The 16,667-nt window shown below is 41.8% G+C and carries 15 protein-coding genes; 14 read left to right on the top strand and 1 reads right to left on the bottom strand.

The features are described from left to right. The first annotated feature begins 141 nt into the window (after nucleotides 1–141). From rodA to arcC, 9 genes are all read left to right on the top strand, one after another. Nucleotides 142–1,317, top strand: coding sequence for a rod shape-determining protein RodA (gene rodA / locus ACY8DX_RS18535; protein ID WP_049669607.1), 1,176 nt, complete (start codon nucleotides 142–144; stop codon nucleotides 1,315–1,317). Between the two features lie 159 nt (nucleotides 1,318–1,476). Continuing rightward, nucleotides 1,477–2,604: a diguanylate cyclase domain-containing protein gene (locus ACY8DX_RS18530; RefSeq protein WP_462405780.1), complete on the top strand. Its 1,128-nt coding sequence runs from the start codon at nucleotides 1,477–1,479 to the stop codon at nucleotides 2,602–2,604. 229 nt (nucleotides 2,605–2,833) lie between these two features. After that, nucleotides 2,834–3,523 (top strand): Crp/Fnr family transcriptional regulator, encoded by a 690-nt coding sequence (locus tag ACY8DX_RS18525; RefSeq protein WP_197089895.1) that lies wholly within the window; start codon nucleotides 2,834–2,836, stop codon nucleotides 3,521–3,523. A gap of 85 nt (nucleotides 3,524–3,608) precedes the next feature. Beyond that, nucleotides 3,609–4,232, top strand: coding sequence for a hypothetical protein (locus tag ACY8DX_RS18520; protein ID WP_462405779.1), 624 nt, complete (start codon nucleotides 3,609–3,611; stop codon nucleotides 4,230–4,232). A 63-nt stretch (nucleotides 4,233–4,295) separates the two neighbouring features. Continuing rightward, complete coding sequence (gene argR / locus ACY8DX_RS18515; protein ID WP_462405778.1) at nucleotides 4,296–4,757, top strand: arginine repressor; 462 nt, start codon at nucleotides 4,296–4,298, stop codon at nucleotides 4,755–4,757. A gap of 229 nt (nucleotides 4,758–4,986) precedes the next feature. Beyond that, the gene (gene arcA, locus ACY8DX_RS18510; protein ID WP_082196991.1) at nucleotides 4,987–6,225 is read left to right on the top strand and encodes an arginine deiminase; all 1,239 of its coding nucleotides are present in this window, start codon (nucleotides 4,987–4,989) and stop codon (nucleotides 6,223–6,225) included. 51 nt (nucleotides 6,226–6,276) lie between these two features. Further along, complete coding sequence (gene argF / locus ACY8DX_RS18505; protein ID WP_049669612.1) at nucleotides 6,277–7,287, top strand: ornithine carbamoyltransferase; 1,011 nt, start codon at nucleotides 6,277–6,279, stop codon at nucleotides 7,285–7,287. Nucleotides 7,288–7,353: 66 nt separating this feature from the next. Continuing rightward, the gene (gene arcD, locus ACY8DX_RS18500) at nucleotides 7,354–8,769 is read left to right on the top strand and encodes an arginine-ornithine antiporter (protein ID WP_049669613.1); all 1,416 of its coding nucleotides are present in this window, start codon (nucleotides 7,354–7,356) and stop codon (nucleotides 8,767–8,769) included. Nucleotides 8,770–8,803: 34 nt separating this feature from the next. Next, nucleotides 8,804–9,769, top strand: a complete 966-nt coding sequence (gene arcC, locus ACY8DX_RS18495; protein ID WP_049669614.1) for a carbamate kinase — start codon at nucleotides 8,804–8,806, stop codon at nucleotides 9,767–9,769. A gap of 55 nt (nucleotides 9,770–9,824) precedes the next feature. Here arcC and ACY8DX_RS18490 read toward each other — a convergent pair whose 3' ends face one another. Next, nucleotides 9,825–9,953 carry a YuzL family protein gene (locus tag ACY8DX_RS18490; RefSeq protein WP_082196992.1) on the bottom strand — a complete coding sequence of 43 codons (129 nt, stop codon included), beginning with the start codon at nucleotides 9,951–9,953 and terminating at the stop codon, nucleotides 9,825–9,827. A 179-nt stretch (nucleotides 9,954–10,132) separates the two neighbouring features. Here ACY8DX_RS18490 and ACY8DX_RS18485 point away from each other — a divergent pair, with 179 nt between their 5' ends. The 5 genes from ACY8DX_RS18485 to gcvH all read left to right on the top strand — a co-directional run bounded on the left by ACY8DX_RS18485 (nucleotide 10,133) and on the right by gcvH (nucleotide 16,490). Continuing rightward, nucleotides 10,133–12,523, top strand: coding sequence for a 3-hydroxyacyl-CoA dehydrogenase/enoyl-CoA hydratase family protein (locus ACY8DX_RS18485; RefSeq protein ID WP_462405777.1), 2,391 nt, complete (start codon nucleotides 10,133–10,135; stop codon nucleotides 12,521–12,523). 29 nt (nucleotides 12,524–12,552) lie between these two features. Then, complete coding sequence (locus ACY8DX_RS18480) at nucleotides 12,553–13,731, top strand: acetyl-CoA C-acetyltransferase (protein ID WP_049669616.1); 1,179 nt, start codon at nucleotides 12,553–12,555, stop codon at nucleotides 13,729–13,731. 78 nt (nucleotides 13,732–13,809) lie between these two features. After that, nucleotides 13,810–15,594 (top strand): acyl-CoA dehydrogenase family protein, encoded by a 1,785-nt coding sequence (locus ACY8DX_RS18475; RefSeq protein WP_462405776.1) that lies wholly within the window; start codon nucleotides 13,810–13,812, stop codon nucleotides 15,592–15,594. 84 nt (nucleotides 15,595–15,678) lie between these two features. Continuing rightward, nucleotides 15,679–16,032, top strand: a complete 354-nt coding sequence (locus ACY8DX_RS18470; RefSeq protein WP_462405775.1) for an arsenate reductase family protein — start codon at nucleotides 15,679–15,681, stop codon at nucleotides 16,030–16,032. A gap of 74 nt (nucleotides 16,033–16,106) precedes the next feature. Continuing rightward, a complete protein-coding gene (gcvH, locus tag ACY8DX_RS18465) occupies nucleotides 16,107–16,490 on the top strand; it encodes a glycine cleavage system protein GcvH (RefSeq protein ID WP_049669619.1) in 384 nt (127 codons plus the stop codon). Nucleotides 16,491–16,667 lie beyond the last annotated feature (177 nt).

The following is a 16,667-nucleotide window of genomic DNA, read 5'->3' as shown; positions in this document are numbered from 1 at the left end:
CTCATTGGTATCAAAAAGTGTATAATATTAACTTTAGGTTATAAAATTGGCTGATATCCTTTAAGTTGTGATTTTAGCCTGTTCAAGTATAATAAGGGGTATGGCTTTACCTTAACTTTAGGATGAATATGGTGGGTTTACATGTCTAACAATAATAATCGAAATTTCACGTCTAAGATCGATTACGGTCTTTTGTTCATCATTTTCCTTCTATTTGTCACGAGCTGTCTGGCCATATATAGTGCCCAGACAACCGGTCAGTATGGGGAAAACTTTGTCGTAAAACAAATCATGTGGTACGTGGTCGGATTGACAATTGCCTTTTTAATTATGACATTGGATGCGGATCAGCTGAAGAAGATGTCATGGTATTTATATGGCTTTGGTCTCCTTCTCTTACTCGGACTTATTGTAGCTCCAGAAACCTTGGCACCGATTCGAAATGGGGCAAAGAGCTGGTATCAATTCCCAGGGGTGGGCTCTATCCAGCCTTCGGAGATGATGAAGGTATTTTTGATTATGGCCTTGTCAGCCCTTATACAAAACCATCATGCAAAGCACCGTATCAGGACTTTGCAGACGGATTTTATACTGCTGATGAAGATAGGATTAACGACAGGAGCACCATTATTGCTCGTCATGCAGCAGCCTGACCTGGGAACCTCACTCGTTATGATTGCCATCATGATTGGAATGATATTCGTATCAGGGATAACATGGAAGATGCTCGTGCCGATGTTCGGGGGAGGCTTCCTGCTGGTTGGCGTGATTTTTTATCTCGTTGTCTGGCATCCAGATATTATGGAGAAATACTTCCACGTGAAACAATACCAATTTGGCCGGATTTATGCGTGGCTGGATCCGTACAATTATACCTCCTCAGAGGGGTATCAATTAATTAAATCCTTACTGGCCATTGGGTCAGGAACGACCTCGGGCAAAGGATTTGGGAACCGTGAAGTGTACCTGCCGGAGGGGCATACAGACTTTATCTTTGCTGTCATTGGCGAGGAATATGGCTTCCTTGGTGCAAGCATTGTGATTATTCTTTACTTTATGCTTGTCTATAATATGACTAAAATCGGACTTGAAACGAAGAATGAATATAATACGTATATTTGCGTCGGTGTCATTTGCATGCTGACCTTCCACGTATTCGAGAATATTGGAATGACGATCGGCTTATTGCCAATCACTGGTATTCCATTGCCATTCTTAAGCTATGGGGGGAGTTCACTCCTTGGTAATATGATGGCACTAGGACTGATTTTCAGCATCCGATATCACCATAAGAAATATATGTTTTCAACTTCATGAAGAAAAGGAGGGATTCATCCCTTCTTTTTTCTTTGTAGGACAATATGAAAAAATGGTAGAAATATACTGTGAACTAACCTATGATAAATAGAAAGATAAAAAGAATACAGGCCTAATGTAGAAAATGATAAATACGAGGGAAAGTTTTGGTGGCCAAATATGAAGCGAAAGATAGTAGAGATGATGGAAGAGCAATGGAGGAAGATTTTTCTGTACATAATTATGCTATTATTCTTTTTCAGCATTCTTCAAATGGCAGCGCTTTACCACTGGACAGAGTCTGTCCTTTATGTGCATTGGCTGCCGACACTTATACTTGTATTACTTCTTATTGCTCTGCTCTGTACCGCCATTTTCTCAGGAGGATGGAAAAGCTCAGTGGAAAAAGAGGATTGGGCTATTGGTATGAACGAGATTGACTATGGTGTGATTATCTATGACCGGAATGGAAATGTGTGTGAAATGAATGAAGTAGCTCTGGATATTTTGAACATGTTCTCTAAGGAGCAACTAGCATCGCCTTTTCCACTGTTGAACACGGAGTGGGAAATCACAGATGATCAAGGTAAAGGTATTCTCATAGAGGATATGCCGCTCACTGTGACGTTTAATACAAGAAACCATAGTAAAAAAAGAACGATGAGACTATCACATCCATCATTGAACAAGAGTGTCTGGATTGAAGCTTCTGCTACTCCTGTGCTGAATGGGACAGGAGAGATGGAGAAGGTTTTGGTAGGTTTTCTTGAAATAACTGAACAGAAAGAAAATGTTTTTCGTCTTTTGAAGAAAAATGAAGAGCTTCAGGTATTAGCTCTGACAGACTGTTCATTAAATATGCCCAATGCCAGGTATTTTCGCTCTCATTTGACGGAATTATGGGAATATTCAAGGAAATCAGGCACACCTATAACATTGATGATTATTACCTTGGATTTTTCCTTTGAGGCAAGACGGATGATAGATTTTTCCGTAGGAAAGAATCTCTTGAAGGATGCAGCAGAAGTGTTGAGAGTGATTGAGCGATATGGAGGAAAAGCTGTGAAGCTTGACGGCAATCTATTTGGTGTGATCTTATCCGGACTATTTGGCAATGAAGCTATTGATCTTGAAAGGACCCTGCATAAGGAACTTCTTAAATTAGGCGACTACTACAAATTGACTGGAGATCTAGGTGAATTTAATGTAAATATCGGTACATCCTCAATGGTTGCTGTTAGTCAGGCAGGGTGGGAGAGCTTGCTGAATGATGCTTTGAGCCAGCTTAATCAAGCTCGATTTGTATAAATGAATCATCTAAAACATGAATGGTATGTAGGAAACTCTCTACATACCATTTTATTATTTTGATATAATAAATTCAGAGATCATTTAGTACTAATTACTCGTGATACAATAAAGGTAGCAAGGAAGTACAGTTCCGTCTGTCAACAATTGATGGGTATTGCAGAAATGTTTGAAACAAAGATCAAGACAATGAAGCAAGCACAAAAATAGGGTGAAGCGGGTGTACATTATGAGCGGTGAAATCATTGATCTTATTAAGGGTAAGGAATTGTTCTCGTCCTTAAGTAAGCAAGATTTAAGTGTATTAGAACCATTTTTATACGAAAGAACACTCAAGAAGGGACAGTATCTTTTTTGGCAGGGAGATCCGAGGCAAAGAATCTATTATTTGCTTGATGGTTATGTCACGCTGGAAAAGTCAAACAAGCAGGGCAGTATGCAATATAATCAATACATAAAGAAGGATACGTTGTTTCCTTATAATGGCTTATTTACGGGAAGCAAGGAATATTGTCATTCTGCTATTGCCGAAACAGATATCCATGTTGTCTACCTGTCTACAGATGTGTTTGAAAGCTTTTTGTCCAAGCATAATCGGCTGCTGCAAAAAGTAATTAAGGAATATGGAAAAATTCTCGAAGGGCAGGAGAAGCGAATACAGCATGGCATTATTCCAAATGCACAGGAGAGGGTGTTAAATTCAATTTCTTATTTAATGATGGACCTTGGAGTAGAGTATCCAGATTATATACGAATTGATTTTCCTTTTACAACTTCTAAGTTATCGGTGCTGTCAGGTACATCAAGAGAAACGGCCAGCCTTGTCATTAATAAATTGAAACGGGAAAAAAAACTAACCATCAAGGAGAAAATGATTTACATACACGAGCCCCAATATTTTGAAAAACTAGTTATATAGGTCTTAAGATACATATTATTTGAAAACACACATATATAACCAGTATTATAGGACTAATAACATTGGCTAGAATGGAAGTGCTACAATGATTAAAGTGTCCTATAATGTATTGGGAGCCGTTGTCTATGTAACTGGTCTGGCTCTTGTACTACAGTTTCCAGGTCAGAAGTCAATGGTCGGAAGCCAGTTGTTTGAAGAGTTCTCATTGCCAACGGAGGGATTTCTGGGTCTCTCTAATATATGGCTGCTGGCTGCCTTTATCCAATTTATTGGCGTATTGCTGCTCGTGAAATGGTTTGCCGAGGAATATCCTGCCCATCGAAGGAAATATCGTTTTATGGAGCCGGCTGTCTTGACATTGGCTGTCCTCGTACCGTCTATTGCCTTTAACAACCTTTTCGAAATAGGGGAAGAGGTATATGCGCATTCCGGCCAATCAGGTGCGGAGGCCGTCGTCTATATTCAGGATGAAAGCTCATGCACAGAATTGACGGATAACGGAATGGTGGAATGCTCGATTGTCCTTCGTAATTTCCAGCATCATTCCCAGCAAATCAGTCTCGTATTTCCAAAGGAAGCAGGTTTGAAGACAAAAAAGGTTGAGACGGCTTATTTGCAGCAGCGTGAGAAGAAAGCTGTAAAGGTAACCTTCTCTCCTGAAGATATAGCGGATAAGGGTGAGATACCGACATTTTATATAGAAGGCTAAAGGGGGAGGTCTATGTCCAGTCAAATGGGGATAGGCCTCTTATGCAGTTCAACATGAGAAAGGATGATGATGATGAACAAGAAAGAAAGACATGCCTTAATTAAGAAAGTGATTACTCAAAATGAAATTAAGACACAGGAACAGCTTGTGGAGGAATTGGCGAAGAATGGGCTTGAGGTAACACAGGCAACGATCTCAAGGGATATTCGCGAACTGAACCTAGCAAAATATCCTGCGAAATCGGGCGGTACCCGATATGGTTTCATAGCTGAGTATAAATATTTAGATACGATGAAATTACGTAAAAAGCTAGAAGATGCGCTAATTGGAATGGAGCGAATTGAGTATTTTATCATTTTAAAGACGCTGCCTGGCCATGCTCAAACAATAGGAGCAGTATTGGATGAGCTGGATTGGACAGAAAAAGCTGGCACAATCTGCGGGAATGATACATGCCTCATTATTTGCAAAACGAAGGAACAGGCAAAAGTAGTAGAAAATCGGATGGTTACGCTAAGTCATTAAAAAAATTTTTTTGAATAGAAGATGTGTATTATACAGCTTTTTATTCAGTTTTTCGTTTTCGGTAAGCGCTTTCTTGGATGGTGTTTAAATAATCATACGGTTATTTCGCTAATTATAAAGAATTTTGTGAGATTTTACACACTTTTTATGTGAAAATTATCACAATTTTAAAATGGAGTGTTTCTTATAATTAACTTGTAAGTTAAATCAAACGCGGGAGGTAAGGAGATTGAGCACCCCTATTCATGTAACTTCAGAAATTGGGAAATTAAAAACTGTGATGTTAAAACGTCCAGGTCAAGAAGTAGAAAACTTAACCCCGGAATATCTAGAGAGATTGCTTTTCGATGATATCCCTTATTTACCTAAAATCCAAGAAGAACATGATTATTTTGCTAAGACCTTGCAAGACCAGGGCATTGAAGTTTTGTACCTTGAAAACTTGGTGGCCGAATCATTAACCAACCCGGAAATTAAAAAGGAATTTGTCGGCCGTATGCTAAAAGAAAGCAATGCGACAAGTCCTCAAACTTTTGAGAATCTTCAAGAGTATTTATTATCATTCTCTAATCTCGATATGGTCAATAAAATTATGGCCGGTATTCGCAAGAATGAGCTTGAGATTGAGAAGAGAAAACATTTGTATGAAATGATGGAGGATCATTATCCATTCTACACCGATCCAATGCCAAACCTTTATTTCACACGCGACCCTGCTGCTTCAATCGGCAATGGCTTAACTATTAATAATATGAGAGAGCCTGCTCGTCGCCGTGAATCTATGTTCATGGAATATATCATTAAGCATCACCCAAGATTTGCGGGTCATGATATTCCAGTTTGGCTTGATCGCAATTATCATAATCCAATTGAGGGCGGCGATGAGCTTGTCTTGAGTGAAGAAGTCATTGCGATTGGCGTATCAGCACGTACATCTGCTAAAGCCATTGAGCGCTTGGCTTTGAACCTATTCAAACATCCTAAACAAGACAAAGTTAAGAAAGTCGTAGCCATTGAAATTCCAAAAAGCCGTGCATTCATGCATTTGGACACTGTCTTCACGATGGTCGACCATAATAGCTTCACCATGCATCCAATGATTCAAGGCCCAGGCGGTAAAATGAATATCTATATCCTTGAAAAAGGTGAAGATGAAAACCATGTAAATGTCACTCACCGCACAAACCTTCAAGAGGCGTTGAAAGAAGTCTTGAATCTTTCTGAGCTTGACCTGATTCTTTGCGGTAACGGTGATGAAATCGCAGCTGCGCGTGAACAATGGAATGATGGATCCAACACGCTTGCGATTGCACCAGGTGTGGTTGTTACATATGATCGAAACTATATTTCTAACCAATGCTTACGTGAACACGGCATTAAGGTTATTGAAGTCAAAAGCTCGGAATTATCCCGCGGTCGTGGGGGCCCACGCTGCATGAGCATGCCGATTGTACGCGAGGATATTTAATTACGACTAAAAGATAAATCATTCACCATTTATGGAAGGGGAATCGTCTAAATGCTAGTAACAAAACCAGATTTCAAAGGAAGAAGTTTCTTATGTGAAAAGGATTTTTCTGAAGAAGAATTATTATACATGATTGATTTTGCGGCTAATTTGAAAGAAATGAAGAAACAAGGCATTCCGCATCATTATATGGCTGGCAAGAACATTGCCCTTCTTTTTGAAAAACCATCAACAAGAACTCGCTGCTCTTTCACAGTTGCTTGTATCGATCTAGGAGCACACCCTGAATACTTGGGTAAAGATGATATTCAGCTTGGAAAGAAAGAATCTATTGAAGATACAGCAAAGGTTCTTGGCAGAATGTTTGACGGAATTGAGTTCCGCGGATTCGAGCATTCTAAAGTAGAGTTATTGGCTGAACACTCTGGTGTTCCAGTATGGAATGGCTTGACAGATATGTGGCATCCGACTCAAACATTAGCAGATTTCTTAACTGTTAAAGAAAATATCGGCCACTTAAAAGGTGTGAAATTTGTCTATGTCGGAGACGGCCGCAATAATGTTGCAAACAGCTTGCTGATTGGCGGAGCAATCGTCGGTATGGATGTGAGAATTTGCTCTCCTGAATCTTTATTCCCTGAAAGCTCTATCGTTGAGACAGCAAGAGAATTGGCAGAGAAATCTGGTGGACGTGTAACCATTACAGCAGATGTTGATGAAGCGGTAAATGGAGCAGATGTCATTTATACAGATGTTTGGGTATCCATGGGTGAAGAGGATAAATTCGCAGAACGCATCGCCTTGCTTTCTCCATATCAAGTGAACATGGAGATGATTAGAAAAACAGGCAATGATAATGTTATTTTCCTTCACTGCTTGCCAGCATTCCATGATCTAGAAACTTCCTATGGCCGTGCAGTGCATGAAAAACACGGATTAAGTGAAATGGAAGTGACAGATGAGGTATTCCGCAGCAAACACTCTAAAGTATTTGATCAAGCGGAAAACCGTATGCACACAATCAAGGCTGTAATGGCCCTAACATTGGGTGATATTGATTAATCACATAGATCAGGAGGCGGGGATTTGCTTCCCTGCCTTCACAATTTATCAAAGAGGTGAGAAACAATGGATGGTAACAAGAAGTTAGGTTTGGTTTCGTTAATCGCGATTGTTGTCGGTTCCATGATTGGCGGCGGAGCATTTAACTTAGCCTCCGACATGGCAGGAGCCGCATCACCGGGTGCCACAATCATTGGTTGGGTCATCACAGGTATCGGGATGATTGCTCTAGCATTCTCTTTTGAAAACTTGAATGAAAAACGCCCTGACCTGGATGGCGGGGTATTTAGCTATGCTACAGCAGGTTTTGGTAAATTCCTAGGGTTTAACAGTGCTTGGGGGTACTGGATTTCTGCTTGGCTCGGAAACGTAGCCTATGCGACACTCGTATTCTCATCCATCGGTTATTTCTTCCCAATCTTTGAAGGCGGCCAAACGATTGCTGCCATTATCGGGGCAAGTATACTTTTATGGTTCGTTCATGGTCTTGTATTAAGCGGTGTACACTCTGCAGCGCTTGTTAACGTCGTGACAACAATCGCTAAGCTTGTTCCTATTTTCCTATTCATTATTATCGGTATTTTTGCTTTTCATGCAGATATTTTCATCGATGATTTCTGGGGAACAGGCGGCGGATTCCAATTCGCTGATGTCATGGCTCAATCAAAAAGCACAATGCTAGTTACATTATGGGTATTCATTGGTATTGAGGGAGCGGTTGTTCTTTCAACTCGTGCCAAAGACAAAAAAGATATCGGTAAAGCAACTGTTATCGGTTTGGTAAGTACGCTCATTATTTATATTTTAATTTCCTTCTTGTCTATGGGTGTTATGGCTCGAGCAGATGTAGCTGGGTTAAGCAACCCTTCCATGGCCTATGTACTTGAAAGTATTGTTGGTCCTTGGGGTGCTATTGTCATCAACCTTGGCTTGATCATTTCCGTATTGGGAGCTTGGTTAGGCTGGACAATGCTTGCAGCTGAAATTCCATATTTGGCAGGTAAAGAAAAATTATTCCCATCTTGGTTTGCAAAAGTGAACAAGAATGGTGCGCCATCCAATTCTCTATGGCTGACAAACGGATTAATCCAAGTATTCTTACTTACATTCCTAGTATCTGAGGAAGCGTATAACTTTGCATTCTCATTAGCATCATCAGCTATTTTGATTCCATATGCTTTCACAGCATTCTATCAATTGAAATATTCCATTCAAGATAAAGCAGCCGATCGTACGAAGAATCTCGTTGTTGGGATTGTTGCGAGCGTCTATGCTATCTGGATGGTCTATGCAGCAGGTGTCGGTTACCTACTATTAACTATGCTGCTCTATGCACCAGGTATCATTATTTATTATCTCGTTCAAAAAGAAGCCAATGTGAAACAAGTATTCACCAAATCAGACTTGGCGATTTCTGCCGCACTTATTATCTTTGCGGTCATGGCCATTTATGAATTAATCACTGGAGGCATTACGATTTAATCCATTCATTTGATACGGTAGGAGGAATTCTTTTATGAAAAGGCAAAAGATTGTCATTGCTCTCGGAGGCAATGCTATACAGTCTGGAGATGCGAGTGCTAAAGCACAGCAAAAGGCGCTTGAGAAGACAGCCGAACAGCTTGTCGGCCTTGTCGAGAAAGGAAATGATATTTTAATCTCTCATGGGAACGGTCCGCAGGTCGGCAATATTCTTTTGCAGCAAAAAGCAGCGGACAGTGAAAAGAATCCAGCAATGCCTCTCGATACATGCGGTGCAATGTCCCAAGGGATGATCGGGTATTGGCTAGAAAATGCAATGGATAAAGCATTAGCCAAAAAGGGGCTGGATAAAGAGGTTGTCGGCATTGTTACACGAGTAGTTGTTGACGAGAATGATCCTGCCTTCATTCATCCGACAAAGCCGATTGGTCCTTTCTATACAAAAGAAGAAGCAGAAAAAATGATGTCCGAAACAGGGGCTTCTGTAAAAGAGGACGCAGGACGCGGCTGGAGAAAGGTAGTTCCTTCACCAAAGCCGATCAGCATTCAAGAGCATAAAAGCATCAATACACTTGTTGAAGACGGCAAAATTGTCATCTCAACAGGCGGCGGCGGAATACCGGTCGTAGAAAAGAATGGAGAATTAATCGGAGTCGAGGCTGTAATTGATAAGGACTTTGCTTCAGAGAAGCTAGCTGAGCTTGTTGATGCGGATGTTTTCCTTATTCTTACAGCTGTAGACAATATTTATATCAATTTCAATAAACCGAATCAGCTGATGCTTGAAGAAGTTGGTACGGAACAGTTAAAAGAATACGCGGAGGAAGGGCAATTCGCACCAGGAAGCATGCTTCCAAAGGTTGAGGCCGCCATTCAATTCGCAGAATCAAGGGAAGGCAGAGCAACAATCATTACCTCCCTTGATCAAGTTGTGGAAGCCCTTGAAGGAAAAGCAGGAACAAGGGTCTCCATGGAATATAATAAAATGTACACCGTTTAATTAGGCAAACAAGGTTTATGGGCCCTGTACCATTCATATAATGGTATGGGGTCCATTATTTTTTGAATTGACTGTTCTGGCTGTTGGACTTTCCATAACGCTTTTCTACATGCGGTCCAGCGTCTCCTTTCACGCTTGCCGCACTGACACCTGCTTTAGATGGATTTTTCTTTAATCGAGCCATTAGTGAATCACCTCCACATATAGCTTTTACTAAATGTTGCAAAACAAAAATACCATTTTTATGGCTTTTTCATTGCAGAATTTACAAATATCTCTTATATTTATAAATATAGGATATTAATTTTCAAATTTTTTTGAGTTAAAAATGAATGAGCATTCATTCAAATTAAAGGGGGATTAATGTTGAACCTTCAAATTAAAAAAGCAGCCGTATTAGGCTCCGGAGTAATGGGATCTGGGATTGCCGCACATTTAGCCAATCTGGGGATTCCAGTTAAGCTACTAGATATCGTTCCGAGAGAGCTTTCTGGAGACGAACAAAAGAAGGGGCTTACACTCGAAGATAAGCAAGTTCGTAACCGACTAGCCCAAACAGCAATTCAAAAATTAGTCAAACAAAAGCCTGCACCACTGACTTCAAAGAAAAACCTATCATTAATCGAAGCAGGAAATTTCGAGGACGACCTACCGAATATCGGTGACTGTGATTGGATCATTGAGGTAGTTGTTGAAAGATTGGATATTAAACAAAGTGTATTTGCTCAAATAGATGAATATAGAAAGCCTGGGTCGATTATCAGTTCCAATACATCCGGCATTTCAATCGAAGCGATGGCAGAAGGACGCTCAGAGGACTTCCGGAAGCATTTCCTTGGAACTCACTTCTTTAATCCGCCGCGGTACTTAAAGCTATTGGAGATTATCCCGACAAAGGATACCGACCCGCAGGTCTTAAAGGCGATGAAATTGTTTGGTGAGGATGTACTTGGCAAAGGAGTCGTAGAGGCGAAGGATACACCGAACTTCATCGGGAACCGAATTGGAACCTATGGCTTGCTCGTCACTGTCCAGGAAATGATTGAAAGGGGTTACAGTGTTGGCGAGGTTGATTCTGTAACAGGCCCGCTGATTGGACGTCCGAAGAGTGCGACATTTAGAACGCTTGATGTAGTCGGTCTTGATACATTTGCGCATGTTGCGAGGAATGTCTATGACAATGTCAGCAATGAAAAAGAAAAGAAAGTATTTGAAATACCAGAGTTCATGACAAAAATGCTTGAAAATGGATGGCTCGGAAGCAAATCAGGCCAAGGATTCTACCTAAAGAAGGGGAAAGAGATTCTTGAGCTGGACCCATCTACACTTGAATATACAGAGCGTAAGAAACTGAAAGCGCCATCACTAGAGATGGCGAAGCAGGCAAAAGGCGCAGCTCGTAAATTGAAATCACTTGTCTATGCGAAAGACCGCGTGGGGGAATTATTGTGGAATATCACTAGCCCAACACTTGTGTACTCAGCACAATTATTAGGTGAGATTGCAGATGATATCGTCGCAATTGACCAAGCGATGAAGTGGGGCTTCGGCTGGCAGCTTGGGCCGTTTGAAATCTGGGATGCCATTGGGGTTGAGAAATCTGTAGCTAAGATGGAAGAAGAGGGTATGACGGTTCCTGCGTGGGTGAAAGAAATGCTTGAAGCTGGCCACACCTCCTTCTATAAAGAAGGGGAGAATGGCACGCTCTTCTATATAAATGGAGACTACAAGGAAGTCGCTGTTAATGAGAAAGCGATTAACTTGAAGCAGCTCAAAAAGCAAAAAGGAGTTATTAAGAAAAACAGCGGCGCCAGCCTGATTGATCTCGGCGATGGTGTTGCCTTGCTTGAATTCCATTCACCAAATAACGCGATTGGTTTTGACATTATCCAAATGATTAATTATGCGATTGATGAAGTCGAGAAGAATTACAAAGGCTTGGTAATTGGCAACCAGGGTAAGAATTACTGTGTCGGTGCCAACTTGGCCATGATTCTCATGGAAGTTCAGGATGACAATATATTTGATGTTGATATGATTATTCGTCAATTCCAGCAAGCGATGATGAAGATTAAATATAGCAAGAAACCAGTAGTAGCTGCACCGCACAATATGACACTGGGCGGAGGAGCAGAAATTTGCTTGCCGGCAGCCCGCATTCAGGCCTCATCTGAGACCTATATGGGTCTTGTTGAAACAGGAGTCGGCTTGCTTCCTGGCGGAGGCGGAAATAAGGAATTGTATATCAAACATTTGAGCAGCCTGCCAAATGGGGTAGACTTTGACCTTACCCAAATAGCCATCAAGGTATTTGAAACCATTGCCACAGCGAAGGTATCCACATCCGGTGAAGAAGCCCGTGATAATAACTTCTTGAATGCGGCAGACGGCGTAAGTGCCAATCCTGATCATCAATTATATGATGCGAAGCAGGTCGTTTTAGGATTAGCCAATACAGGCTATAAGCCGCCGGTTCGCAAGAAAATACCTGTATCCGGTGAGCCTGGATATGCAGCCCTGCTGCTAGGGGCACAAACGATGCTTTATTCCGGCTATATATCTGAGCATGATTTGAAGATTGCGCAGAAGATTGCCTATGTACTTGCAGGAGGCAAGGTTCCATATGGCACTGAGGTCGATGAGCAGTATTTGCTTGACCTTGAGCGCGAGGCTTTCATCAGTCTTGTTCAAGAAGCTAAATCACAAGCTCGTATGCAGCACATGCTCGTTAAAGGCAAGCCATTACGTAACTAAGAATAAATCGATTAATGAGGGGGATTGGCATGAGAGAAGCAGTAATAGTAGCTGGAGCAAGAACGCCGGTCGGAAGAGCGAAAAAAGGAACTCTTGCAAGTGTAAGACCGGATGATTTAGGTGCTTTGGTTGTTAAAGAAACATTAAAACGTGCAAATAATTATGACGGTCCAATTGATGATATGGTGTTTGGCTGTGCGATGCCTGAAGCAGAACAAGGCTTGAATGTTGCAAGAAACATTGGAGCATTGGCTGGGCTTCCATACAATGTGCCAGCTATCACCATCAACCGCTATTGTTCCTCTGGCCTTCAATCGATTGCCTACGGAGCAGAGCGCATTATGCTCGGCCATTCTGATACGGTGCTGGCCGGCGGGGTGGAATCGATGAGCATGGTCCCGATGATGGGTCATGTCGTCCGCCCTAATGCCACATTGGCTGAAACGGCTCCTGAATATTATATGGGTATGGGCCACACAGCTGAGGAAGTAGCAAAGAAATTCAATATCTCCCGTGAGGATCAGGATGCGTTTGCTGTACGAAGCCATGAGAGAGCGGCTAAAGCAATCGCTGAAGGAAAATTCAAGGATGAAATCGTTCCGGTTGACGTAACCCTTCGTCAGGTTGGGGCAGATAATAAATTGATTGAAAAGCAAATCCAATTCGATACTGATGAAGGTGTTCGACCAGGAACAACGGCAGAAGTACTTGGCAAACTGCGCCCAGCTTTCTCCGTCACCGGTACGGTCACTGCAGGGAATGCTTCTCAAACGAGTGACGGTGCTGCTGCTGTTTTGTTAATGGATAAGGAAAAGGCTATTGCTGAAGGATTAAAACCGCTTTTGAAATTCCATTCCTTCGCGGTTGCAGGTGTACCGCCAGAGATTATGGGAATTGGTCCAGTTGAGGCTATTCCAAAGGCACTTAAACTCGCTGGATTAAGCCTGTCTGATATCGGTTTGTTTGAATTAAATGAGGCGTTTGCTTCTCAATCCATTCAGGTTATCCGTCATCTAGGCTTGGATGAAGAAAAGGTCAATGTTAACGGCGGAGCCATTGCGCTTGGGCATCCGTTGGGCTGCTCTGGAACGAAATTGACACTCAGCCTTCTGCATGAAATGAAGCGCCGCAATGAGCAATTCGGTGTCGTGACCATGTGTATCGGCGGCGGAATGGGTGCTGCAGGCGTATTCGAATTACTGGCTTAATAGATGAATAGAATTCACTCCGGCAGAAGAGGTCAGTACCTTTTTGCCGGAGCCAAACATTAAGGAGGAACGAAGAAAATGGCTAACCAAACAGAAGAAGTGTTAAAAGGCGGAGCATTCTTAATTGAAGATATCGATGCAGAGAAAATGTTCACACCGGAAGATTACTCAGATGAGCATAAAATGATTGCGAAAACAACTCAAGACTATTTGGTCAATGAAGTCATTCCACAAGTCGAATACTTGGAGGAGCATGAATTTGACCGTTCTGTCAAGCTATTGAAGCAAGCTGGAGAGCTTGGATTACTAGGAGCTGACGTACCAGAAGAGTACGGCGGACTTGGTCTAGATAAGATTAGTTCTGCGCTAATTACAGAGAAAATGGCTCCTGCAGGAGGGTTCTCCATTACTCATGGCGCTCACGTTGGAATTGGGTCCCTTCCAATTGTCTTGTTCGGTAATGAAGAACAAAAACAAAAATACTTGCCGCTTCTTGCGACAGGTGAAAAATTGGCTGCCTATGCACTAACTGAGCCGAGCTCAGGATCTGACGCACTTGGTGCGAAAACAACAGCTAAATTGAATGAAGCGGGTACTCATTACATCCTTAACGGAGAAAAACAGTGGATCACGAATGCTGGATTCGCAGATGTATTCGTTGTTTATGCGAAAATCGACGGCGACAAATTCTCTGCTTTCATCGTCGAAAGAGAATATCCAGGCGTTTCTACAGGAGCAGAAGAAAAGAAAATGGGAATCAAGAGCTCTTCAACACGTACATTGATCTTGGAAGATGCTGAGGTTCCAGTTGAAAATCTTCTAGGCGAAGTTGGACGAGGACATGTCATCGCCTTTAATATCTTAAATATCGGACGTTACAAGTTGGGTGTAGGTGCAGTAGGTGCCTCCAAACGCGCTCTTGAGCTTGCATCAAGCTATGCAAATCAGCGTCAGCAGTTCAAAACACCAATTTCCTCCTTCAATCTGACTAGAGAGAAGCTTGCGACAATGGCATCCAAAATCTATGCTTCTGAAAGCTCTGTTTATAGAACAGTTGGTTTATTTGAAGAAAGAATGAGCCGCTTGAGCGATGAAGAAGTAAAAGATGGCAAAGCAGTTGCACAATCCATTGCCGAGTATGCCATCGAGTGCTCTCTCAATAAATTCTTTGCCTCTGAAGTATTAGATTATGTTGTCGATGAAGGCGTACAAATTCACGGCGGATATGGCTTTATGGCTGAATATGAGATCGAAAGAATTTATCGTGACTCTCGTATTAACCGTATTTTCGAAGGAACAAACGAAATCAACCGTTTGCTTGTACCAGGTACCTTCTTGAAAAAAGCGCTTAAAGGCGAACTGCCATTGCTTCAAAAAGCCCAAGAGATTTCTGAAGGCCTTATGATGATGATGCCGGAAGAAGCAGGAGAAGAGCCGCTTGATCAAGAAAAGCTGCTAGTGAAAAACGCGAAGAAAATCGGAATCATGATTGCCGGCCTGGCTGCTCAAAAATTCGGTACAGAGCTTGAGAAGGAGCAAGAAATCCTTGTGAATATTGCAGATATTGCTTCTTACATCTATGCTATGGAATCTGTTGTCCTTCGTACCGAAAAGGCCATTCGTGCAACTGGTCTAGAGAAGAACAAACAGAAGCTTCTTTACACACAAATCTTCTGCCAGGAAGCATTTGGCGAAATTGAGAAGCATGCGAAGGAAACCCTTGTTGCCACAGAAACAGGTGATACTCTTCGCATGATGACATCTGCCCTTCGCAAATTCACTCGTTTTACTCCAGTAAACGTGATTGCGCTTAAACGCGAAGCAGCAGAAAAAATCGTTGAAGCAGAGCGCTTTGTTCTTTAATGAAAAGTAGATGTTATGAAGCCCGGCATGTGCTGGGCTTTTTTCTTGCGGATATGATATGCTTCAAATGAGGTGAAGATAAATATGATGACGTTTTATTGGTACCCAAAATGCGGGACATGCAGGAAAGCGAAAAAATGGCTGGATGATCATGGCGCAGCCTATGAAGCCATCCATATCGCTGAAACCCCGCCGACAAAAGAAGAGCTTAAAGCGATATATGAAAAAAGCGGTTTACCTTTGACGAAGCTCTTCAATACAAGTGGAATGAAATATCGTGAATTAGGGTTAAAGGACAAACTGAAGGGAATGTCTGAGGATGAGATGCTCTCCTTATTGGCCTCTGACGGAATGTTAATCAAGCGTCCGATTGCGTATGACGGGGAAAAGGCAACCATCGGCTTTAAGGAAGAAAATTTTGAGTCTGTATGGGCATGAATTAATTGTCAAAAAAATCGTTTGATGTCATGATAGAGATGATGAAAGACTACATAATATGGGGGTAGAGCAAAATGAGCATACTGAAGGATTTGAAATACACAAAAGAGCATGAGTGGGTTAAGCAGGAAGATGGAACAGTGCGTATTGGAATCACTGATTTCGCCCAAGCGGAGCTTGGTGACATCGTCTTTGTTGAACTTCCTGAAGTGGATGATGAAATCACAAAAGACGAACCATTCGGAAGCGTAGAATCTGTTAAAACGGTCTCTGAGCTCTATGCGCCAATCAGCGGAAAGGTTGTTGCCATTAATGAGGAGCTGAGTGACAGCCCTGAATATGTCAACGAATCTCCATATGAAAAAGCATGGATGATTATTGTTGAACCATCTAACAGCAGTGAATTAGAGGATTTACTCAGCGCTGAACAATATGAAGAAGCCATTAATGAAGACTAATTCTTAAAGGATATGAGAAAGGGAAGGAGATGTCCTTCCTTTTTTTAATGCCTATCTATTTGTCCGTTGAATGCGGCCTGCCTTCTTAGAACTACATAATCTGCATACTAATAACATGCTTTTGATTGTTAGAGAACCGAGAAAAGCTTTATGCAAAGAGCTGGTTTGTTACATTTA

The organism is Gracilibacillus sp. Marseille-QA3620 (assembly GCF_054950035.1).
Note: the sequence above shows the minus strand (reverse complement) of the source record. Positions and strands in the feature narration are given on the sequence as shown.